This is a genomic window from Streptomyces roseolus (assembly GCF_014649855.1).
Taxonomy (GTDB): domain Bacteria; phylum Actinomycetota; class Actinomycetes; order Streptomycetales; family Streptomycetaceae; genus Streptomyces; species Streptomyces roseolus.
Genome location: NZ_BMTV01000043.1, coordinates 32,276 through 52,337, shown reverse-complemented (window position 1 = coordinate 52,337; position 20,062 = coordinate 32,276). Strand labels below are relative to the sequence as shown.

Annotated in this window: 21 protein-coding genes and 1 pseudogene; 11 read left to right on the top strand and 11 right to left on the bottom strand. The window is 73.6% G+C overall.

Features of this window, described 5'->3' with window-relative positions; genetic code table 11:
• Positions 1–91 precede the first annotated feature (91 nt).
• Positions 92–670, top strand: coding sequence for a recombinase family protein (locus IE245_RS33765; RefSeq protein WP_189954712.1), 579 nt, complete (start codon positions 92–94; stop codon positions 668–670).
• Positions 671–1,190: 520 nt separating this feature from the next.
• Here IE245_RS33765 and IE245_RS33760 read toward each other — a convergent pair.
• Complete coding sequence (locus IE245_RS33760) at positions 1,191–1,784, bottom strand: XRE family transcriptional regulator (protein ID WP_308436651.1); 594 nt, start codon at positions 1,782–1,784, stop codon at positions 1,191–1,193.
• Positions 1,785–2,070: 286 nt separating this feature from the next.
• Here IE245_RS33760 and IE245_RS33755 point away from each other — a divergent pair, with 286 nt between their 5' ends.
• The 3 genes from IE245_RS33755 (at position 2,071) to IE245_RS33745 (ending at position 3,274) form a co-directional block, all read left to right on the top strand.
• Complete coding sequence (locus tag IE245_RS33755) at positions 2,071–2,265, top strand: hypothetical protein (RefSeq protein ID WP_189954710.1); 195 nt, start codon at positions 2,071–2,073, stop codon at positions 2,263–2,265.
• Between the two features lie 298 nt (positions 2,266–2,563).
• Positions 2,564–2,848, top strand: coding sequence for a hypothetical protein (locus tag IE245_RS33750; protein WP_189954708.1), 285 nt, complete (start codon positions 2,564–2,566; stop codon positions 2,846–2,848).
• 90 nt (positions 2,849–2,938) lie between these two features.
• Positions 2,939–3,274, top strand: coding sequence for a hypothetical protein (locus tag IE245_RS33745; protein WP_189954706.1), 336 nt, complete (start codon positions 2,939–2,941; stop codon positions 3,272–3,274).
• Between the two features lie 6 nt (positions 3,275–3,280).
• Here IE245_RS33745 and IE245_RS33740 read toward each other — a convergent pair whose 3' ends face one another.
• Positions 3,281–5,941 (bottom strand): helicase C-terminal domain-containing protein, encoded by a 2,661-nt coding sequence (locus tag IE245_RS33740; protein ID WP_189954704.1) that lies wholly within the window; start codon positions 5,939–5,941, stop codon positions 3,281–3,283.
• Positions 5,942–6,017: 76 nt separating this feature from the next.
• On the opposite strand from IE245_RS33740, the gene IE245_RS33735 reads away from it, so the two are divergent.
• Positions 6,018–7,133 (top strand): hypothetical protein, encoded by a 1,116-nt coding sequence (locus tag IE245_RS33735; RefSeq protein ID WP_189954702.1) that lies wholly within the window; start codon positions 6,018–6,020, stop codon positions 7,131–7,133.
• A 21-nt stretch (positions 7,134–7,154) separates the two neighbouring features.
• Here IE245_RS33735 and IE245_RS33730 read toward each other — a convergent pair whose 3' ends face one another.
• Genes IE245_RS33730 through IE245_RS33720 form a run of 3 tightly spaced genes read right to left on the bottom strand, consistent with a single transcriptional unit; the run spans position 7,155 to position 10,095 of the window.
• Positions 7,155–7,997 (bottom strand): ABC transporter ATP-binding protein, encoded by an 843-nt coding sequence (locus tag IE245_RS33730; protein WP_189954700.1) that lies wholly within the window; start codon positions 7,995–7,997, stop codon positions 7,155–7,157.
• Positions 7,994–9,046 carry a FecCD family ABC transporter permease gene (locus tag IE245_RS33725; protein WP_189954720.1) on the bottom strand — a complete coding sequence of 351 codons (1,053 nt, stop codon included), beginning with the start codon at positions 9,044–9,046 and terminating at the stop codon, positions 7,994–7,996. Before IE245_RS33725 ends, IE245_RS33730 begins: the two co-directional genes overlap by 4 nt.
• A 44-nt stretch (positions 9,047–9,090) precedes the next feature.
• Positions 9,091–10,095, bottom strand: coding sequence for a FecCD family ABC transporter permease (locus IE245_RS33720; protein WP_189954698.1), 1,005 nt, complete (start codon positions 10,093–10,095; stop codon positions 9,091–9,093).
• A gap of 80 nt (positions 10,096–10,175) precedes the next feature.
• Here IE245_RS33720 and IE245_RS33715 point away from each other — a divergent pair, with 80 nt between their 5' ends.
• On the top strand, positions 10,176–10,823 hold the full coding sequence (locus IE245_RS33715; RefSeq protein ID WP_189954696.1) for an HAD family hydrolase: 648 nt from the start codon (positions 10,176–10,178) through the stop codon (positions 10,821–10,823).
• Here IE245_RS33715 and IE245_RS33710 read toward each other — a convergent pair.
• Positions 10,820–11,098 (bottom strand): hypothetical protein, encoded by a 279-nt coding sequence (locus IE245_RS33710; RefSeq protein ID WP_189954693.1) that lies wholly within the window; start codon positions 11,096–11,098, stop codon positions 10,820–10,822. The genes IE245_RS33715 and IE245_RS33710 overlap by 4 nt on opposite strands.
• A gap of 540 nt (positions 11,099–11,638) precedes the next feature.
• On the bottom strand, positions 11,639–12,973 hold the full coding sequence (locus IE245_RS33705) for a zinc ribbon domain-containing protein (protein WP_229851945.1): 1,335 nt from the start codon (positions 12,971–12,973) through the stop codon (positions 11,639–11,641).
• Positions 12,974–13,298: 325 nt separating this feature from the next.
• Here IE245_RS33705 and IE245_RS33700 point away from each other — a divergent pair, with 325 nt between their 5' ends.
• The 4 genes from IE245_RS33700 (at position 13,299) to IE245_RS37985 (ending at position 15,758) form a co-directional block, all read left to right on the top strand.
• Positions 13,299–14,513 carry a helix-turn-helix domain-containing protein gene (locus IE245_RS33700; protein WP_189954691.1) on the top strand — a complete coding sequence of 405 codons (1,215 nt, stop codon included), beginning with the start codon at positions 13,299–13,301 and terminating at the stop codon, positions 14,511–14,513.
• Positions 14,514–14,637: 124 nt separating this feature from the next.
• On the top strand, positions 14,638–15,021 hold the full coding sequence (locus IE245_RS33695) for a DUF6415 family natural product biosynthesis protein (RefSeq protein WP_189954689.1): 384 nt from the start codon (positions 14,638–14,640) through the stop codon (positions 15,019–15,021).
• Positions 15,018–15,248 carry a hypothetical protein gene (locus IE245_RS33690; RefSeq protein ID WP_189954687.1) on the top strand — a complete coding sequence of 77 codons (231 nt, stop codon included), beginning with the start codon at positions 15,018–15,020 and terminating at the stop codon, positions 15,246–15,248. The genes IE245_RS33695 and IE245_RS33690 overlap by 4 nt, the downstream gene beginning before the upstream one ends.
• A 126-nt stretch (positions 15,249–15,374) precedes the next feature.
• A complete protein-coding gene (locus IE245_RS37985) occupies positions 15,375–15,758 on the top strand; it encodes a cold-shock protein (RefSeq protein WP_189954685.1) in 384 nt (127 codons plus the stop codon).
• Positions 15,759–15,772: 14 nt separating this feature from the next.
• Here IE245_RS37985 and IE245_RS33680 read toward each other — a convergent pair whose 3' ends face one another.
• The 4 genes from IE245_RS33680 to IE245_RS33665 all read right to left on the bottom strand — a co-directional run bounded on the left by IE245_RS33680 (position 15,773) and on the right by IE245_RS33665 (position 19,366).
• Complete coding sequence (locus tag IE245_RS33680) at positions 15,773–16,618, bottom strand: 1,4-dihydroxy-6-naphtoate synthase (RefSeq protein WP_189954683.1); 846 nt, start codon at positions 16,616–16,618, stop codon at positions 15,773–15,775.
• The gene (locus tag IE245_RS33675) at positions 16,609–17,364 is read right to left on the bottom strand and encodes a futalosine hydrolase (protein WP_229851944.1); all 756 of its coding nucleotides are present in this window, start codon (positions 17,362–17,364) and stop codon (positions 16,609–16,611) included. The genes IE245_RS33680 and IE245_RS33675 overlap by 10 nt, the downstream gene beginning before the upstream one ends.
• A 7-nt stretch (positions 17,365–17,371) precedes the next feature.
• Positions 17,372–17,854, bottom strand: a complete 483-nt coding sequence (locus IE245_RS33670) for a DUF2771 domain-containing protein (RefSeq protein ID WP_189954682.1) — start codon at positions 17,852–17,854, stop codon at positions 17,372–17,374.
• Positions 17,855–17,989: 135 nt separating this feature from the next.
• On the bottom strand, positions 17,990–19,366 hold the full coding sequence (locus tag IE245_RS33665; protein WP_189954680.1) for an MFS transporter: 1,377 nt from the start codon (positions 19,364–19,366) through the stop codon (positions 17,990–17,992).
• Positions 19,367–19,764: 398 nt separating this feature from the next.
• Here IE245_RS33665 and IE245_RS37475 point away from each other — a divergent pair.
• A pseudogene (locus IE245_RS37475) lies at positions 19,765–20,062 on the top strand (DUF3027 domain-containing protein); the annotation flags it as partial.

The following is a 20,062-nucleotide window of genomic DNA, read 5'->3' as shown; positions in this document are numbered from 1 at the left end:
ACCATCTCCTGGCACGACCCGAAAGAACCCACAGAACATCCGATCCCGGGATGAAACATCGGGAGAAAACGACCTCTGAGACGGTCTCGTCATGAACACGAACACGGGGCACCTCATCGGCTACGCGCGAGTCTCCATCGACGATCAGGGAGCCCGGTTGGAGCGCGATGCGCTGACTGGTGCGGGGTGCGCCCGGATCTTCACGGACAAGGCGAGCGGAAAGAACACGGACCGCCCCGAGCTTGCAGCGGTGCTCGACTACGTCCGCCCCGGAGACACGCTGTGCGTGTGGAAGCTGGACCGGTTCGCGCGCTCGCTGATCGACCTGGTGAACATGGTGGACGCTCTTGCCGCACGGGGAGTTGGGTTCCGGGTCCTGACGGGTGCCCTGGCGAGCATCGACCCGAACACCCCGGACGGGCGGCTCATGCTGCAAGTGGTCGGCGCGATGGCGGAGTTTGAGCGCAGTCTGATCAAGGACCGGACCCGCGCCGGTCTGGACGCTGCCCGCGCTCAGGGGCGCACCGGAGGTCGACCGGCCGTCATGGACGCTGACAAGCTTGCTGCGGCCAAGGCGCGCCGTGCCAATGGTGAAAGCGTCACGGCCATTGCCAAGGCTCTCGGGGTGTCCCGTGCGACGTTGTACCGGGCGCTTGCAGGGGCCGAGTAGCGCGGCTGCGAGAGCCCCTGCCATTCCTGGTCGGCGTGGCGGAGTAGCCGATGGTGAACGTGTCAGGATGCGTTCGTGGATTGTGACGTGTGTGGTGGTGTGATGTGGCGGTGGCCGGCGCCGCCGAGCCAGTGGGAGCAGGAGATCTGGTCCTGCTCGTGGTGCCACGCTGCCACGCATGTGGGTGGTGAGTGGTTCGAGATTGCTCGACCGCCCTACCTGCCCATGGAGACGCGATGGGAGAGAGCCGTAGCGGACGGCCTGGACACCGACGTCTCCCACGCGTTCGGCGCCTTCGACAAGACCCTGTGCGGCATTCACCTTTCAGGCATGTCTCCGTCCGACTACTTGTGGGTGCCTGACCGGGAGAACGCCTGTGCTGCCTGCCGCGCAGCAGCGGTGATCATCGATGAGCGATGGCCGCAAGCCGTGAGGGGCAAGGATGCTCGGGTGAGCATCGCGCGTTGAAGCGGCCATCCGGAGAAGAAGGTCTGTAAAGGGCCGTCGGCTCGGTGACAGCTCAGGCGTGGGAGGTGGGCTCGCGAGGCTCAGCCCGCTCCCACAGTTCCTCGCCGTGCTCTGCGAATCGGTCGAACATGCCCCCGCTGTTGTGGCGACGCAGGTGCAGAAGGGGCGAATCATGGCCCACGAGTCGGGCGAGATGCGGTGTCACCAGGGCGTCGTCATCGAAGCGGAACACGGACAGGCTCACGTGATTGATGGCGTCCAGCGGCGCGGAGACGCGGACCTCTACCCCTCCGAGCGGCCCGAGCCGGTCCAGGTGCTCCAGGGTGATCCTGATGCGTGTGGAGACAGACAGGGCTACGTCCTCGATGGTCTCCCGCTGTCGGGTCACCTCTCCGTCCGGGTCTCCCACGAGGAACCGCACCCGGCACCCGGCCTCAGCCTTGCGCCGGATCGTGTCCGCGAAGTGGGGCACCTGGGTCCAGAAGAAGTAGTTCGTGTAGCCGGCGAGGAAGAGTTCCGTGTGTGCCGACTCGACAAGCTCCGTCCAGACCGTTGACGGGCACGCGGACCGGTACGGGTAGCTGTGGACCAACTCGCGGTCGGCGCCGGTCTTCACGCGTTCCTGTACAGCCTTCGGCCACAACATCTCTTCGTCCACTCCCAGCGCCCGACAGGCGTCCGCTCGGTTCCTTGCGTGTGGTGTCAGATCAGCATTGCTCAGCCATCGTTCCACCTGCTTCGCAGATACCCCCACCCGGTACGCTAACTGCCGCGTGGACAAGCCTGCGTCCTCCATGGCGGACTGAAGAGCGGCGTTCAAGTCAACCCCCTCGCCGTGGCCTTTTGGGCTTTCTTCGACCCTAACGTCGAACGTCTCAACTGTCCGCTGTGCGGGGGCAGATACGTCCGCAAGGGTGGGCCAAGCTCCCGCCATGACCGAACCCACGCGATACAGCACCCCGCCGATCGAGCTGCCGTTGCGCCTGGACGGGGAGCCGGACCCTGTCGTCGGCTGCGCTGGGTGCTCCGAGCTGGCCGACGTGCGCTCCCGCGCCCGCGCCGGGGGCGACATGACCACCGTGTCCGACTGCAACGTCTTCATGCGGCGGCACCCCGAGGGGCACTGATGGTCACCGCAGAGGACATCGGGCGACGCGTGGAAGACGGCGCGGGACGGGTCGGCATCCTGCGCGATGTGATTCCGGACTATGAGGACCCCGCCGGCCTGCCGGGCGAGCGTCGGAGGCGTCCTACGGCTTTCCTGTGGCCCGAAGGTGGGGGCCGTGAGTGGCTGGTCCCACCGGAGAGTGTGAAGCGCACGTAGCGCCCCCGTGCGACGGCCAGGCAGGTCTTCCCGCTGTCCATCTCAGCGTGCTAGGTATGTGCATCCAGCTCGATCGCATGGACGATCAGAGGTCCGTTCACGTGTGTGGGTTCCCTTCCCCGCGGTCAAACATCCAGTCTGCACGACACCCGACGGTCTCCGGGCGCCGGACCGACCGCCTGCTGAAGCCGCCGTACTGCGCCGAGGCCGGGATCGAGCACCTGTGGCGGCTCGAACCGGAGCCCGTGCCGACGCCGGTCGTGTGCGAGCCGCGGGACGGCCACTGCGTCGAGCGCACGGTCGCCGAGGCGGGGCGGGCGACCCTGGTCGAGGAGCCGTTCCCGCTGGAGGCCGACCCGGGGCCGCTGGTGAGCCCGCGCGGCTGAGGCGGGCTGACAGGGTATGAGTACGGCGCGCCGGCGGGATGAGTACGCGTGCGGTGGGGCCGGGGCGGGGGTGGCGCGTGGAATGGGCGCATGACGTCGCGTACCGACTCCGAGCCCGCCGCCGATCCCCGCTGGTGGGGGCCGCCGTCGGCGGCGACGGCGGCCGTGCCCGTGGTGGCGTGCGGTGCGGCGGCCTTGGGCGGGCTGTTCGAGGCGCTTCCCGTCTATCTGGCCGGCGGCTTCGTGCTGCCGCTCGCCGTCGTCGCCCCGGGGTGGTTCCTCGCCCGCACCGCGCGGCGGCGCCGGGCGCGGGTCCGGTTCGCCGTCGCGGGCTGCGTGGTGGCGGCGGTCTATCCGCTGCTGCTGTACCAGTTCCTCTGGATGTACTTCTTCGTCATGCTCCTCACCGGCAACGGCCATGCCTGACCGGCCTCAGACCTCCTCGTCCGCCAGTTCCGCGACCCCCGTGATGCGGTGCAGGGGGTAGGTGCGGACCTCGTCGGCCGTGTGGTCGTAGCCGGTGACGAAGCCGCCCTCGACGCGGACGGGGGCGATGACGCGCTGGCTGGCGGCGCCCTCGGCGTTGACGTAGCCGATCCAGACGGCCGAGCCGGTCATCGCGGCGGCCTGGACCGTCGCCAGGGTCTCCGCGGCCGAGGTGCGGGGGAGGCCGCCGGTGGTGACGGGGACCGAGGGCTCCTTGCGCACGGCCGTGGCGGCGTGGTCGCCGGCCCGGATCGCGCGGACCGCGGCCTTCAGCAGGGTGGCGTCGGGGGCCGGCGGCCCGTCGGTGACGGGCGCCGGGGGCGTGCGGGGCGGGGTGCGGTGGGCGTCGGCACGGGTGATCATGACGTCGCCCTCCGCCGACTCCGCCGCCGGGGCGTACCCCATCGACCGCAGGCCGTCGAGGAGCGAGGACGGGTCCGTCTGGGCGGCCAGGACCGTCGGCGCCAGGCGGCGCAGGCGCAGGGGGGCCGAGCGGCGGTCGGCGAGGATCTCGCCGAGCAGCGCGTCGTCGTCGCAGCGCACGTACGCGGAGGCCGCGCCGATCCGCAGGTGCCCGTGCTTCCGCGCCACGTCGTCGATGAGGTAGGCGAGGGGCTGCGGCACCGGGGTGCGCGCGTGCGCGGCGAGGAAGGCGTGCAGGTCGGAGGCGGAGCGGCCGGTGTCGAGCGCGCGCCGCACCGAACCGGGTGTGAACCGGTAGACCGTCGCGCCGCCCTTCGACTCCACGTCCGCCAGGACCGCGAGCGCGTCGGCCAGCGGTCGCAGCAGCGGGCCGGGGGCGACGGCCGTCAGGTCGGCCTGGAGGAGCACGTGGTCGACGGCCCGCGGCAGCAGCGGTTCGAGGAGTTCCGCCGCGCGCTCGGCCGCGACCTCCGGCTCCACCCCGCCGCCCTCGGCGGCCGGCCCGGCGGGTGTGTCGAGCGGCAGGTTGAGCAGCGCCCGCGCGGCCGTGGACAGCGCGCCGCGCCCGGTGATGCCGAGCAGCTCGGCGTCCCCGAGGGCCCAGCGGGCGAGGCGTTCCCGCAGGTCGGCGGCGGGACGCGGGGCGCTCGTGCCGTCGGCGCCGCGGGCCGCGCTCGCCTCCGACGCCCAGGGCCCGGCCGCGCCCGGCTCCGCACGTGTCGTGCCCGCGTCCGTGCCGGGCGCGGGAGCGGCGGGAGCGGACGTGCTCCTGGCCGTCGTCGTGCCGCGCGTCGGACGTTCCCAGCGGAGGCGGGCCAGCAGGGTCTCCGGGTCGGCCGCCGCGCCCGGCGGCAGGGTCGCCAGGAGGGCGAGGAGCCGGTGGCGCACCTCCGGCGCCGCCGCGCGGTCCAGGTCGGGGCCGAGCGCGGACAGCGTGCGGCCCTTCGCGTCCTGGCCGCCGACGAGCCCGGGGGTGCGGGTCGCCGCCAGCCAGGCGCCGGCCAGCCGCGCCCAGCGTTCGGCCGGCGGCCGGTCGAGCCAGTCGTCGTACGCGGGCGTCGGCGCGTACCGCTCGTCCGCCTCGCCGTCCGAGGCCAGCAGCCCCGCCGCGTACGCCAGTTCCAGCCAGAACGCCGCCACCGGCTCCGGCACGTCGAGCGCCGCCGCCGTCCGCTTCAGGTCCCGCACCGCGAGCCCGCCGGCCCGCAGCACCGCGGGGCCGCCGTGGTCCCAGGACTTCAGCAGCTCCTCGACGGTGGCGATCGCCGCGTACGCCTGCCCGGCGGCGGCACCGTCCACCACCTCGGGACGGTACGCGCGGACCACCCCCACCTCCGGCGCGCGCGGCTCCGGCGCCCGGTGCGCCCGCCCGCCCCGCAGGTGCAGCGCCACCTCGCGCGGCAGCACCATCGTGCGCGGCGACACCGGCAGCAGCAGCCCCCGGTCGCGCAGCCAGCCGACCGGCGCCGTCGGCCGCGCCGTCACCTCGCCGTACGGCGGCCCCCACACCAGCCGGTCGAGGACGGCGAGCGCCTCCGGCGGCGCCGTGTCGAGCAGCGCCCCCATCCGCTCCCGGTCGGTGAAGAGCCCGGTCAGCGCGGCGACCGCCGACACCGGGTCGTGCGTCGACGGCAGCCCGGCCGCCGCCACGATCTCCTGGATCCGCCCCGGCGACATGCCCGCCGTCGCCTCCGCGACCGTCGGCCCGAGCCCCGTGGGGGACGGGTGCTGCGGCGACGGGGCGAGCAGTTCGCGCGCGGTCCGCACGAGCCGCAGCCGGTCGTCCTCGCCCCACACCAGCGCCCGCTCGCGCAGCAGCGCCACCGCGCGCGGCAGCGCCGCCTCGGTCTCCGGCTCCTCGCGCCCGCCGGTGAACAGGTCGAGCAGCACGGGGTACGGAGCCGGGTCGGGCGCCACCGCCAGCGCCTCCGCCACCTGGAGCGAGAACCGGTCGAGCCGCTCCAGGGCCCGCACCACCGAGGCCCGCGTCCCGGCCCGGGTCGCCAGCTGCGTCAGATCGTTCGGCACCGGGCCCAGCAGGTCGGGGCGGGCCCGCAGCAGCGCGGCGAGCCCGTCGTCGCCGCGCGCCCGCAGCGCCTCGGCCAGCGTGCGCGGACCCGCCGCGGTCCCCTTCGGACGTCCCTCGGGCACGTGCGCCTCCCGGTCCAGCTCGCCGATCCCCATCCGCCCCACGTTATCCGCTGTACAGGCGCTACCGTCAGGACCGGGACGGCGTTCGACCGGACGGTGGAGGGGCGGCGTGGGCATCGAGAGCGACCGGATGGTCTTCGACTACCTGAGCGAGGTCGGCGACCTCGCCCAGCAACGGCACCTCCCGCCCGGCGACCGCAGCGCCCTCGTCGCCGGCCTCCGCGACGAGATCGACCGCCGCCGCGCCACCCGCGGCGAGGAGTCCCCCACGGCCGTCCGGGGGATCCTCGGCGACCTGGGCACCCCCGACGAGGTCGTCAGGAGAGCCGCGTCGGCCTCGGCCCCCACCGCGTCGGCCTCGGCCGAGTCGGCGTCGGCGTCGGCCGAACCGGCCCCGGCGGATCCGGAGACGCCGCGCACGGGGGCCCGTACCGCCCCGGGCACCTGGTGGTCCGGCTCCCGCAAGCCCTCCCGCAAGCCTCCCCGGGGACCCTCGAAGGCCGCCGGCGCCCCCGCGTCCCCGGCGCCCGTGCCGCACCCCCGTCCGGGCGACGCCGGGACCCCCGGCTGGTGGGCCGGCCCGGACGTGCCCGGTTTCTCCGGCGGCGCGGGCGCGCCGGACCCGGACGCGCCCGGGTTCCCCGGCGGCGGGGCGGGGTCGCTGGATCCGGGCGTGCCCGGTTTCTTCGGCGGCATCGAGGCCCCGGAGCTCTTCCGCCCGCCGGAGCCCGAGGCGGAGGACACGGAGGAGGAACGCGGCGAGGAGGCCGCTCCCGCGAGCCGGGTCCGCCGCGTCGCCGGGTGGCTGCTCGGCCGCCGGCGCCGGCCGCGCGAGCAGGCCCCGGAAGCGGCCCCGGAGGAGGAGGCCGCGCCGGCCGGGGCGCGGGGCTTCGCGCACCCCTTCCTCCTGCTCGCCGCCGTGCTGCTGATCGCCGGCGCCGCGTTCGGCTGGCTGGTCGCGCTGGCCCTGGGCTGGCTCATCGCGTACGGCTCCCGCCGGCTGAGCCCCGGTCAGGTGAGGACGGCCGTCTTCGTGCTGCCCGGCCTCGCCGCGGCGGGCGGCGTCGCCTGGCTCTGGGGCCGGGTGGAGGGCCGCTGGGGCGCGGCGGTGGCCACCGGCGGCGACGGCATGGGGCAGGCCCTCGCCGAGACCTGGCCGTGGACCCTGCGGGCCGCCGCCCTCGCCTCGGCCGCCTACCTCCTCCTGCGCGCCCGCCGCCCCTGACGCCCCGCGGCGTCCGGACGCCTACGACTCCTCCCACGGGGCCCCCGGCACCACCAGCGGCGACCCCGTCACCGGGTCGGGGACGACGACCGACGGGAGGCCGAAGACGTCCCGGACCATCGCCTCGGTGACGATCTCGGACGGGGCGCCCTGCGCCACCACCCGGCCCGCCTTCATGGCGATGAGGTGGTCGGCGTACCGCGCGGCCTGGTTCAGGTCGTGGAGGACGAGGACCACCGTCCGGCCGCGCGCGCGGTTGAGGCGGCGGACCAGGTCCAGGACCTCCACCTGGTGCGCGATGTCCAGATAGGTGGTCGGCTCGTCGAGGAGCAGCAGGTCCGTCTCCTGCGCGAGGGCCATCGCGATCCAGACGCGCTGCCGCTGGCCGCCGGAGAGCTCGTCGACCGAGCGGTCGGCGAGGCCGGCGACGTCGGTGCGGGCCATCGCCTCCGTCACCGCCCGCTCGTCCTCCTCGGACCACTGCTTCCACCACGCCTGGTGGGGCTGGCGGCCGCGCGCGACGAGGTCCGCGACCGTGATCGCCTCGGGGGCGACGGGCGTCTGCGGCAGCAGGCCGATCGAGCGGGCGATCCGCTTCGTCGGCAGCTTCGCCAGCTCCTCGCCGTCGAGCAGGACCGCGCCCCGCACCGGCTTGAGGAGCCGGCCGAGCGCCCGCAGGGTCGTCGACTTGCCGCAGGCGTTCGGCCCGACGATGACGGTCACCCTGCCGTCGGGGACCACCAGGTCCAGGTCCTCGACGACCGTCCGGCTCTCGTAGGCGAGGGTCAGCCCCCGCGCGGCGAGCCTGCCGCCGGCCGCCGTGCCCGGCCCCGTACCCGTGGCCGCGCTCGTCTCCGCGCTCATGCCTTCCCTCCCGTACGGCTCCGGACGATGAGCCAGATCAGATACGGGGCGCCGACCGCCGCCGTGAGGACACCCACCGGCAGTTCCACCGGGGAGAACAGCCGCCGCCCGATCAGGTCGGCGGCGACGACGACCAGCGCGCCGAGCAGCGCCGAGCAGAGCAGCGGGATCTGCGCCGTGCGCGTCACCCGGCGGGCGATCTGCGGGGCGAGCAGCGCCACGAAGTCGACGGGCCCGGCGACCCCGGTCGCCACGGACGCGAGGACCACGCCCACCGCGACGAGGCCGAGGCGCACCCGCCCGAGCCGGACGCCGAGGGCGGTCGCGGTGGCGTCGTCGAGGGAGACGGTCCGCTGGGCGCGGGCCGCCCACAGCACGGCGGGCAGCATCAGCAGCAGCGTCCAGCGGACCGGCGCCGACTCCTCCCAGCCGCGCCCGTTGAGCGAGCCGGTCATCCAGATCTGCGCCTGCTGGGCGACGAGGTAGTCGCCCTTGGTCATGAAGAGGGTGATCAGGGAGCGGAGCGCGATCGCGATGCCGATGCCGATGAGGACGAAGCGGGTGGCGTGCAGTCCGCCGCGCCAGGCGAAGGCGTGGACGAGGGCGGCGGCGAGGACGCCGCCGGCGACCGACAGGTACGGCAGGACCGTGTACGAGGCGAGGCCGAAGGTCATCGCGGCGACGGTGACCGCGCCCGCGCCCTGGCTGACGCCGATGATGTCGGGCGAGGCGAGCGGGTTGCGGGCGACGGTCTGGATGAGCGCGCCGGCGATCCCGAAGGCGGCGCCGACGGCGAGCGCGGTGACGAGCCGCGGCTCGCGCAGCTCCTCGACGACGAACGCGGCGGGGGAGTCGCCGCCGGTGAGGACGGTGAGGACCTCGCCGGGGGAGAAGGTCTTCTCGCCGACGCAGAGGTACGCGACGGAGACCGCCGCGAGCAGCAGGAGCAGCACGGCGGCGGCGAGCACCGACCGCCGGTGGACGAGGAAGGAGGCGGGCCCGAACCGGAGGAGCCCGTACCCGGCGGGCCGGGCCCCGGGGCCCTTCACGGCGGGGGCGGCGGACGCGACGGGGGCGTCCTTCACGGGGGCGCTCACGCCGGCACCGCCTTCCGGCGCACCAGCGTCACGAGGAACGGCACGCCGATGAGGGCCGTCATGACGCCGGCGGGGACCTCGCCCGGCGGGAAGACGATCCGGCCGGCGACGTCCGCGACGAGCACCATCACGGGCCCGATCAGCGCGGCCATCGGCAGCACCCACCGGTGGTCGGAGCCGACGACGGCGCGGGCGATGTGCGGGACGGCGAGGCCGACGAAGGCGATGGGTCCGGCGGCGGCGACGGCCGCGCCGGTGAGGACGGTCGCGCCGAGCCCGCCGACGATCCGGACGGTGGCGACCTTCTGCCCGAGCCCCTTGGCGACGTCCTCGCCGAGCGCCAGCGCGTCCAGGCCGCGTGCCACCGAGAGCACGAGCAGGACGCCGATCAGCAGGAACGGCCAGATCTGCGCGATCGTGGCCGCGTCCCGCCCGTCGAGGGAGCCGGTCTGCCAGAACCGGAACTCGTCGAGCGCCGCGGCCTTCGTCGTCAGCACGCCGGTCGTCACCGACAGCAGCAGCGCGTTGATCGCCGCGCCGCCGAGGGCCAGCTTCACGGGGGTGGCGCCGCCGCGGCCGCTGGAGGCGATGGCGTACACGGCGACGGAGGCGAGCGCGGCGCCGGCGAAGGCGAACCACACGTAGCCGGAGAGGCTGTGGACGCCGAGGAAGGCGATGGCGAGGACGACGGCGACGGCGGAGCCCTGGCTGATGCCGAGGATGCCGGGGTCGGCGATCGGGTTGCGGGTGATGCCCTGGAGGGCGGTGCCGGCGAGCGCGAGGGCGGCGCCGACCATCAGCCCGATGACGGTCCGGGGGACCCGGAGCTGCCGCACCACCTCGGCGTCGTCGCCGGTGCCGGTGCCCAGGAGCGCGTCGAGGACGGTGCCGGGGGCGATGGCCCGGGCGCCGACGGCGAGGCTGAGGAGGACGGCGAGCAGCAGGGCGACGACGGCCGCCGAGGTCGCGAGGACCCGTCTGGAACGGAAAGCGGCTGTCATGGGCACCCATCGGGCGAGGAGGAGGTTCGGTAAGGCTCGGCTCAGTCTAAGCAGCCGCCCGATTCGAACAGCCGGGCACAATGTCACCCATGACGACGAACGTTTCCGCAGGCCCGCTCACGGTCGGCTTCGACCTCGACCTGACCCTCCTCGACACCCGGCCCGGCATCAGGGCGACCTTCCTCGCCTTCGCGGAGAAGTACGGCGTCGAGCTCGACGCCGACCTCGTCGTCACCCGCCTCGGCCCGCCGCTGGAGCACGAGATGGCCCACTGGGTGCCCGCCGGGCAGGTCACCGAGATGACCGCCCGCTACCGCGCCCTGTACCCCGAGTACGCGATCGAGCCCACCGTTCCGATGCCGGGCGCCCGCGACGCCCTCGACGCGGTCCGCGAGGCCGGCGGCCGCACCGTCGTCGTCACCGCCAAGAACGGCCCGCACGCCGCGCTCCACTTCGCCCACCTCGGCATCGAGCCGGACGCGATCGCCGGCCGCCTCTTCGCCGAGGCCAAGGCGGAGGCGCTGCGCGAGTACGGCGCCTCGGTGTACGTCGGCGACCACGTCGGCGACGTCCGCGGCGCGAAGGCCGCCGGCGCCCTCTCGGTGGCCGTGGCGACCGGCCCGTGCGGCCCCGAGGAGCTCCGCGAGGCGGGCGCCGACGTGGTCCTGAAGGACCTGACGGACTTCCGCGCCTGGTGGAAGGCGTACGTGGCGGAGACCGTCCGCTAGGCGGCCTGCCCGCCCCGCCGGGCCTGCCGCCGCTGGGCCGCGACCGAGCGGAGCACCCCGGCGGCGGCGAGCGCGAAACCGACGCCCATCAGCATCGACACCAGGTAGGCGACGGTCGGGAAGGGATCCGTCCCGAGGAAGAGCGGAGCCACGGTGACCAGCGTCGCGACCGCCCCGATCGCGAAGACGACGACGCCCGCCTTGACGAGCCCGTCGCCCGGCGCGGAATCGTCCGCCGGTCCGGCCACCGGTCCTGTAGGGGTTTCACTGCGCATCCGGCCAGGGTAGTTCCCTGGCCGGAGGAAGACTTCGGCGGCGTCTTGTCACGGGCGCGCGGAGCATTAGCGTCTCTGATCAGCCCAGCGATCCCGTGCGGACCGTGAGATCCGGCTCGGTGGTCTCCACCTGGGTGGGGAGGCGTGGGCGTGGAGGTGGAATCCCGCGCCCAGCGCTGCTCCATGTGGCCGGTGCGGGCCGGTGGTGGGTGTGCTGATCGTGGTCACGCCCTGGTGCCGGTGGGCTGCGCGGGGCAGTCGGGGCCGGTCCGTTGGTGCGTGTCCCTCCGGACGCTTGCCGGCACGGCCCTGGGGCCGTACGGGGGAGGGAGCCCTGCGTCGCCTGGGCGCGGGGCGGTTGGTGCGTGGCCGGGTGGGGCCGGTCTTTGACCGGTCCACTCGACTGACTGGGGTGGTGAGGACGGCTGTGGCTTCGAGCCGGTCGATCACCGTGGGGATGGTCATCTGCCCGCTGGTGCGGTCGGTGACGGTCTTGGTCTGGTGGGTCAGGCCGCGTGCGGCGATCCGGCGCCAGGCTCCCTAGTCGCGGTCGCCCTGCCAGCCGCAGTCGGGGCAGAGGGCCCATTTCCAGCCGGGTGTGGTGGGCCGGTCGGGGGCCTTGCGGTGCCGCAGGGGTGTGAGGCAGTGGGGGCAGTGCCGGGAGGTGTTGCGGGGTGGGACGGTGACGACGGCGATGCCGGTCTCGGCGGCGAGGTGCCGCATCCACCGGGCGATCTGTCCGCGTACGGTCTGGGAGAGGCGGGTGTTCGTCGTGCGGCCCATGCCGCCGGCTTCCAGGGAGCGCAGGTCTTCCAGGTAGATGACCGTGGCTCCGGTGGCGACGGCCTGGTCGACGGCCCAGCGGGCCGCGGACCGGGCCAGAGCGTCGTTGAGGTGCGACCGGCGCTGCGAGACGCGCCGGAACTCCTCTGCCAGCCGTTCGGCCTTGCCGTTCAGGGCGGGGTCGGAGAGGCGGGCGTAGTGGCTGGTCTTCGTGTGCAGGTGCTCGCTGATGCGGCGGAGCCGGTGCTGCTTGGCCAGCACACCACCGGCCCGGAACTGCGCGCCCGCTCCGAGGGCGGTGATCCGCCCGTCGTCGTGGAGCCGGAGCGCGCCTGCGGACAGGAGGGTGTTCAGGCCCCAGTCCACCCCCAACGCGATCGTGTGACCGGCGCGGCGGGCCTTGGGCACGGGTTGGGTGAAGGCCAGATCTGTGCGCACCTTCCCATCGGTGGGACGCAGGGTGGGCAGGTGGAGCACCGCGTTCGCGGGGACCGTGGGCGGGAGCGCGATCAGGCAGGCCACCCACGTCCAGTCCGCGTACGAAGCGGGATCGGGCCGGACGGGAAGCTGTAGCCGCAGCAGCGCTCGGTGTCCGTCCTCGGAGCGTTCGATCGTGGCCTGCTGGCCGTCGCACGCGGCGAGCAGCAGCATCCGGGCCGTATCCGGGACGGGTTCCAGCTCGAACACATCCAACGGAAGACGTCCGTGTCTGCGCACGTGTGAGGTGATCTGGCGGGTGCGGGAGCGGATCACGCCGGAAGGCAGACGCTCCCCGCCCGGGATCGCAGCCCGTACCTGGTCCCACTCGGTGGGCGTGCGCCTGTCCGGGTCGGCGGGCCAGGTCGCCAGAACTCCGGCGATCACATCCGCCCGCCACCTCACCGACCGCAACACCCGCCCGGCCTGCTCCTGCGCCATGCGTACGATCCGGTCGTTCACCCTCACCCCGTCCGGCGGGGCGACGGTCCAGCCCAGGCGGCGCAGCGCCATCCACGCCTTCGACGGCAGCCCCCGGCCACCCGCGTCCACGCCCGAGGCCAGTGCGTCCACGTCGGCGGGGTTCCCATGCTCCGACAGCAGTGCGCCGGTCATCCCGGCCACCAGATCGGCACACCAGCCCACACGTTCCGCGAGAACAGAGGGAGTGAGGACTTCGCCGGTCCTCTCCACCACTCCTGACCGGAGCAGGACGGGTGCGCAGGCGGTACGAGCCGCCTCCCCCTCGCCCAACGGCAGCTTCCGGCCCACCACCCCTCCCCTCACCCATGGTGCTGTCATCAGATCAACGACACCCTCGCGGGAAGGTCACCTATTCGATCCAGGAACTTGTGAGCCCCCATTGCTCCGCGGTCAGGATGGATCTCGAAGGAAATCCATATGCCTGATGCCCAGGAAGGCCGCGGCGTACGGTGTCGGCGTGACGACCGAAGACCTCGGCAAGACCCTGCGTCGGCTGCGCCGGCTGGCGGGACTGACACAGGAAGAGCTGTCCGAACGTTCCCACGTGTCCGTGGACGTGATCAGACAGCTTGAGCAGAGGCGTAAGCACTCGGCACGTCTCCCCACGCTTCACGCTCTGGCGAACGGGCTCGGGGTGGAGCTGACGACGCTCCTGGGAGACCCTCCTGCGGTCTCGTCCAAGGGGGAGACCGACGGCCCCAAGTTCGTCGCGATGCGTCGGGCGGTCATGCCCGTGCTCTGGGGGCCCGAGCCGCAACCCCCGGCCTCTGACTTCTCCCTGGACTCCCTGCGGGAGCGGATCGCAGACGGATGGACCCGCTATCACTCGGCTGAGTTCGACTCCGTGATGGATGCGCTGCCTGCCCTGATCGGGGACGCTCGCTCTGTCACGGCCTCTGCCGACAAGGAGGAGCAGGGGGAAGGGTTCGCAGCCCTCGGCAAGGCTCTCCAACTGGCCGGACACGTCGCCGTACGCATGGGGAAGACGGACCTGGCGCTGATCAGCCTGGAACGGGCGATAGAAGCTGCCGTCCGGTCTTCGAATCCTCTGCTCCTGCCCATGCTCGTGAACTCCACCGCGTGGACGTACCAGAGGCAGGGACGTTTGGAAGACGCTCTGGCTATCGCCCTGAGGGCCGCGGACGACATGAAGGGCGCGGAGCTCGCCGAGACGGCGGACGGCCTCAAGGTCTGGGGCGGACTGACGATGAGCGCCGCCACGTCGGCGGCGAGGAGCGGTGACTACGACCGTGCTGCGGACCTCATGGAGCGGGCGGAGAAGGAAGCCGCACGGGTGTCCAAGCTTCCCGAGGGCGGCGACAGCCGCATGGTGAGCGTGTTCAGCCCGTCGTCGGTCCGCATCGAGCGGGTGCGTCTCGCCGTCCAGTACGGCCACCCTCACGACGCGTTGGCGCTCGCCAAGGGAATGAGGCTCAGCAAGGACACTCCGCCGTCCTGGCGTACGTGGCTGCTCCTGGACGTGGCCCGTGCGCACACGGACACAGGGGATACCGCCGGGGCGGTCAAGACTCTGGAGTCCCTGCGGAAGGTGGCGCCTACGTGGATGCAGCACCACACGCTGGCCGTGGCGATCGTCCGTGACCTGCGGTCACTCCCCAACCACCCCCCGGGGCTACGGTCGCTGGCCGAGTTCCTGGGCGTCGTCGGCTAAGCGACCAGAACTAGGACGTTGCGCCCCTGTAGGAGATCACGCCAAGTCGATTGCATGAGAGGCCAAACGCTCCGGCGACCGCGCGCACGGCCCCGGAGCCCGGCCGACTGCAAGGAGCCGACACGTGAACGCCATCGCGCACGACACAGCGGGACAGGTCCCCGAGCGGACGATCCCGCTCGACCTTCAGACGATGCGAGAGACGGCCTTGAGAGTGCTCGGGGAAGAAACCGACGATCTCTCCGCCGTCGACGTGAAGAGCCTGATCCAGGCGTTCCGGGGGATGCTGATGCTGCTCCTCCCCGAGGTGACCGCAGCGGCTGACAGACACCCCAGGGGAGACATGCTCCGCGTCTGCGCCCTGGTGGGCGTGGAGGAAGCCTCACGGCGCCTCAGGATCCCGTACGCGCCGTCCGCTTCCCCCTGGGCTCTGAGGCACGCCCAGAGGCTTGCACGGTCCGTCATGGTGCTCACCGACCACTACGTGAACCTCGGGGGTCAGGCGTGAGCCGGACGCTCTTCCACTGCCGTGGCTGCGAGGGCGTGATCACGGAGGAAGCCGACGCGGTGTTCCTCTGGCATGAGCCGGGGAGCAGCGGCTCGGGAAGGGGCGTCTACGCCCACCGCGAGCACGTACGCCAGGTACGGGAGGACGAGACCGCTGTCCGTCTCCTGGCACGCATCGTTGTCAAACGGTTGATCTCTCCGGACGCGGAGTGGCGTAAGAACCTCTGACCCCGGACAGCTCGCTTGGGTGCGGGGTTAACCCTCCCCACCGCTGGGGACAGCCTCGGTAAGGTGTTCCAGGGCATTTCTACGGGCGCCCAGGAGTGTCCGGGACCGACAGAGGGAGCGTGTGCTTTGCCGACTGGCAAGGTCAAATGGTTCAACAGCGAGAAGGGCTTCGGCTTTCTCTCCCGCGACGACGGCGGTGACGTCTTCGTGCACTCGTCGGTGCTCCCCGACGGAGTCGACGCACTGAAGCCGGGCCAGCGCGTGGAGTTCGGTGTGGTCGCGGGCCAGCGGGGTGACCAGGCGCTGTCGGTGACGGTTCTCGACCCGACGCCGTCGGTGGCGGCGGCGCAGCGCCGCAAGCCCGACGAGCTGGCGTCGATCGTGCAGGACCTGACGACGGTCCTGGAGAACATCACGCCGATGCTGGAGCGCGGCCGGTACCCCGACAAGGCGGCCGGCAAGAAGATCGCGGGCCTGCTGCGGGCGGTCGCGGACCAGCTCGACGTCTGATCCCGCGGTCCCGGCTACGGGAACGACAGCGCGTCCGGGCCGAGGGGCGGTACGAGCCCCTCGGCCGCGGCGCGCGTGAGCAGGCCCCGGACCGCCGCGTAGCCGTCCTCGCCGAGGTCGGCGGTGAACTCGTTCACGTACAGGCCGATGTGCTGGTCGGCGACCTTCGGGTCCATCTCCTGCGCGTGCTCCATGACGTACGGCCGGGAGGCGGCCGGGTCGTCCCAGGCCATCCGCACCGAGGTCCGGGCGGAGTCGGCGAGCAGCCGCAGGGTGTCGGCGCCGAGCGAGCGGCGGGCGACGATCGCGCCGAGCGGGATCGGCAGGCCGGTGGTGGACTCCCAGTGCTCGCCCATGTCGGCGAGGCAGTGGAGCCCGTACGACCCGTAGGTGAAGCGGGCCTCGTGGATGACGAGGCCGGCGTCGACCTTCCCGTCCCGGACGGCGGGCATGATCTCGTGGAACGGCAGCACGACGACCTCGCCGACGCCCCCGGGGACGGTCTCGGCCGCCCACAGCCGGAAGAGGAGGTAGGCGGTCGAGCGCTCGCTCGGCACCGCGACCGTCTTCCCCCGCAGGTCGAGGCCGGGCTCGCGGGTCAGGACGAGCGGGCCGCAGCCGCGGCCGAGGGCCCCGCCGCAGGGCAGCAGCGCGTACTCGTCGAGGATCCACGGCAGGACGGCGTACGAGACCTTCAGGACGTCGTGGCCGTCGGTGCCGCCCTCCGCCCAGCCGTTGGTGACGTCGATGTCGGCGAAGGTGACGTCGAGGTGCGGGGCGCCGGGGACGCGGCCGTGGGCCCAGGCGTCGAAGACGAAGGTGTCGTTCGGGCAGGGCGAGTAGGCGATCTTCAGCTGCACGGCCGGGCCTCCGACAGGGTGGGTTCGAGTACGGTCACGGCCCGGCGCAGCGCGGCCAGGGCGTCGCCGATGCGCCAGGCGGCGCGGTCGCGGGGGCCGACGGCGTTCGACACGGCCCGCAGTTCGAGGACGGGGGTGCCGTGCGCGGCGGCGGCCTCGGCGACCCCGAAGCCCTCCATGGCCTCGGCGGCGGCCCCCGGGTGCCGGGCGGCGAGCTCGTCGGCGCGGGCGGCGGTGCCGGTGACGGTGGAGACCGTGAGGACGGCGCCGGTGGTGTGCGGGAGCCCGGCGGCCGCGAGGGCGGCGGCGACGGGCCCGGTGAGGGCGTCCGGGACGCGGTGGGCGGAGCGGCCGAAGCCGAGCTCGTCGACGGGCACGTACCCGTCGGGCGTGTCGGCGCCCAGGTCGGCGGCGACGATCGCGTCCGAGACGACGAGCGAGCCGAGCGGGGCGCGGCCGGGGAAGCCGCCGGCGATCCCGGCGGAGACGACGAGCCGGTACGGTTCGCCGGCGAGCGCGGCCCGGGTCAGCGCGGCACCGGTCGCGGCGGCGACGGCCGCGGGCCCGACCCCGCCGACGAGGACGTCCACACCGGTCGGGCCGTCACCGTCCTCGTACCGGCGCAGCACGAGGCCGCCCGGCACGGGGAGCTCCACGGCCGGGCGGGCGGTGCCGTCCGCGAGACCGCCGGCGACGGAGTCCGCCTCCGCCGCCACGGCCGTCACGATCAGGATCCGGCGGTGCACCGGAGGATCAGGATTCCTTCTTCAGCTTGAAGTGCCAGATGCCCGTGAGCGTCTTGCCGGTGTTCTCGACGATCGTCACCTGCGTCTCGTCGGGCGCCTCGCCGGTCTGCTGGGCGGAGAAGAAGGCGCTGGCCGGGATGGTCCGGTACGTCTTCTTGTACGGCTCCGGCTCGGCCTGCTGGCCGCCGAGGAAGATCGTCCAGCCGTTGTCGGCGATCGACGGGTCCACCCCGAAGCGGATCTTGTCGTCCATGGCGACGGTGATCGACTTCTCGGCCTTCTTGTTGAGGCACTTCTGGACGTCGGACTCCTTGATGGGGTCGCCGTCGTTGTAGCAGGCCGCCTCGGAGTTGATCGATTCGGACCCGACCGTGACGGTCGCGATCGGAGTCGGCTTTTCGCAGGCGGTGAGGACGAGGAGCCCGGCGGAGACGGCCCCGAGGGCGGCAGCGGCCCGGCGGCGCGAGCCGGAGAAGAACGCAACGGTCATGAGCCGAAGGCTATCGGGCCGCCGCGCCACCGACGCGCGGGGGTACGGCGCGCCGCGCTCCAGGCGCCGATACGCCTCCGTCCGGGGCGTACCGGGCGGGGCGCCCCAGGCCGGGACGGCTCCGTCCGGGGCGGCTCAGGCCACCTTCGCGCGCTGCGGGCGGTCCGGGGCGCCCGGGCCCCGGGACGACAGCAGGCCCCGCACGGCGAGGAGCGCGCCGATCGCCAGGAAGCAGGCGGCCACCGCCATCCCCACCGTCCCGTTCAGCGGCGTCACGATGCCGAGCCCCCCGCCCACCACCCACGCCATCTGCAGCGCCGTCTCGGAGCGGGCGAACGCCGAGGTCCGCACGACCTCCGGCACGTCCCGCTGGATCAGGGCGTCCAGCGACAGCTTCGACAGGGCCTGCGTCAGGCCCGCGACCGCGCCCAGCACCGCGACCATCACCCCGCCGAAGAAGACGGCGGCGCAGACCGCCGCCGTGAGCACGGTCGAGATCATCGTCGCGATGATCACCTCCGGCCGGTGCCCCCGGTCCCGCAGCAGCCCCGCCGCCGCCGTCCCGCAGGCGTTCCCGACGCCCGCCGCCACGCCCACGATCCCCAGCGACACCGCCGCCGACTGCCCCGACAGCGGATGGTCGCGCAGCAGGAACGCCAGGAAGAAGATCAGGAAGCCGGAGAGCATCCGCTGCGCCGCGTTCGCCTGGAGCCCGTGGAGCACCGCCGGACCCACCGTCCGCAGACTCGGCTTCTTCTCGCCGTGCGTCAGCAGGTGCGCCCGCCGCTCGCCCTTCGCCGAGTCCACCTTGTGCGGCATCCGCACCGCCCAGTACGTCCCCAGCAGGAACAGCGCGCACGCCCCGAACAGCGGCCAGCGCGGCCCGACCAGCTGGAGCCCCGCCCCGATCGGCGCGGCGACGCCCGTCGCGAGCAGCCCGGCGAGCGTCACCCGCGAGTTCGCCTTCACCAGCGAGAAGCCCGTCGGCAGCAGCCGGGGCACCACGGCGCTGCGCACCACCCCGTACGCCTTCGACGCCACGAGCACGCCGAGCGCCGCCGGGTACAGCTCGATCCCGCCCGTCGCGACCGCGCCCGACATCAGCACGGCGAGCACGGCCCGGGTGAGCATCGCCGCCGCCATCGCCGCCCGCCGGCCGTGCGGCAGCCGGTCGAGGAGCGGACCGATGACGGGCGCGAGGAGCGTGAACGGCAGCATGGTGATGGCGAGGTAGAGCGCGACGCGCCCGCGGGCCTCGTCGGTCGGCACCGAGAAGAACACCGTCGACGCGAGGGCCACGGTGATCATCACGTCCCCGGCGCCGTTGACCGCGTGCAGCTCGATCAGCTTCCCGAGCCCCGACTCGCCCGCGCCGTGCGCGTGCGTGGCCCGCCGGATCCCCTTCGCGGTCCCCGTGAACGGCAGGTGCAGCGCACGCCCCACCGCCCGGCCCGCTCGGCGGAGCGGCCCGGGACGATCGTGGGATCGGCCGGAGGACCGTGCGGCTGCCACCACCTCATAGTGCCCCAACCAGGGCCCGCCCGAACCGAGCGGACGCCCCGGGGTGTCGGGGACACGCCGGGGCGGGGACGGGCCCGGCACGGGCGCGGGCACCGCCCCCGGGCCGGGCTCCCGCGGGATCGATCCGGGTCACTTGGAGCGCGCAGGTGGGCCCAGGCCCGCGAACGGGGTAGCGTGCGTAGCGCGCCACCGGCGGTTGCTCTCGGCCGCGCGCCCCTTCGGCATCCCGCAGAATGGATGACGATAGGTGCGCCCGAGACATGTGAGACCGGTCGGGTGCGGACGTCGATGCGGCCCCCAGGTCCGCTCCGCCCGCCCCGCTCCCGGAGCCTCGCTCCCGAACCTCGGCCGGCGCACCCGTGAGACGGCGTAGGAGAGAAGCGAGACCTGTGAGTGCTGCGACGACGCGAGACCGTACCCCGCGTACCCCGCGAGCCACGCGTACCCCGGCCCCCGACCGCCTCTGCGCCGAGGCCGTAGACCTCGCGCGGGAGGCGGCCGAGGAGGCCGCCGCCCCCGGCGTGGTCGGCGAGCACGCCGGCGTCGTCGCGGAGGGCGACCGGGTCGTCACGCACTTCTTCGAGTGCAAGGAGCCCGGATACCGCGGCTGGCGCTGGGCCGTCACCGTCACCCGGGCCTCCCGCGCCAAGAACGTCACGCTGGACGAAACCGTCCTGCTGCCCGGCT

Coding starts and splice junctions, on each gene's coding strand:
- IE245_RS33765 (WP_189954712.1), top strand. CDS start 92: ATGAACACGAACACGGGGCACCTCATCGGCTACGCGCGAGTCTCCATC.
- IE245_RS33760 (WP_308436651.1), bottom strand. CDS start 1,784: ATGTTGTGGCCGAAGGCTGTACAGGAACGCGTGAAGACCGGCGCCGAC.
- IE245_RS33755 (WP_189954710.1), top strand. CDS start 2,071: ATGACCGAACCCACGCGATACAGCACCCCGCCGATCGAGCTGCCGTTG.
- IE245_RS33745 (WP_189954706.1), top strand. CDS start 2,939: ATGACGTCGCGTACCGACTCCGAGCCCGCCGCCGATCCCCGCTGGTGG.
- IE245_RS33740 (WP_189954704.1), bottom strand. CDS start 5,941: ATGGGGATCGGCGAGCTGGACCGGGAGGCGCACGTGCCCGAGGGACGT.
- IE245_RS33730 (WP_189954700.1), bottom strand. CDS start 7,997: ATGAGCGCGGAGACGAGCGCGGCCACGGGTACGGGGCCGGGCACGGCG.
- IE245_RS33720 (WP_189954698.1), bottom strand. CDS start 10,095: ATGACAGCCGCTTTCCGTTCCAGACGGGTCCTCGCGACCTCGGCGGCC.
- IE245_RS33715 (WP_189954696.1), top strand. CDS start 10,176: ATGTCACCCATGACGACGAACGTTTCCGCAGGCCCGCTCACGGTCGGC.
- IE245_RS33710 (WP_189954693.1), bottom strand. CDS start 11,098: ATGCGCAGTGAAACCCCTACAGGACCGGTGGCCGGACCGGCGGACGAT.
- IE245_RS33705 (WP_229851945.1), bottom strand. CDS start 12,973: ATGACCGGCGCACTGCTGTCGGAGCATGGGAACCCCGCCGACGTGGAC.
- IE245_RS33670 (WP_189954682.1), bottom strand. CDS start 17,854: ATGACCGTTGCGTTCTTCTCCGGCTCGCGCCGCCGGGCCGCTGCCGCC.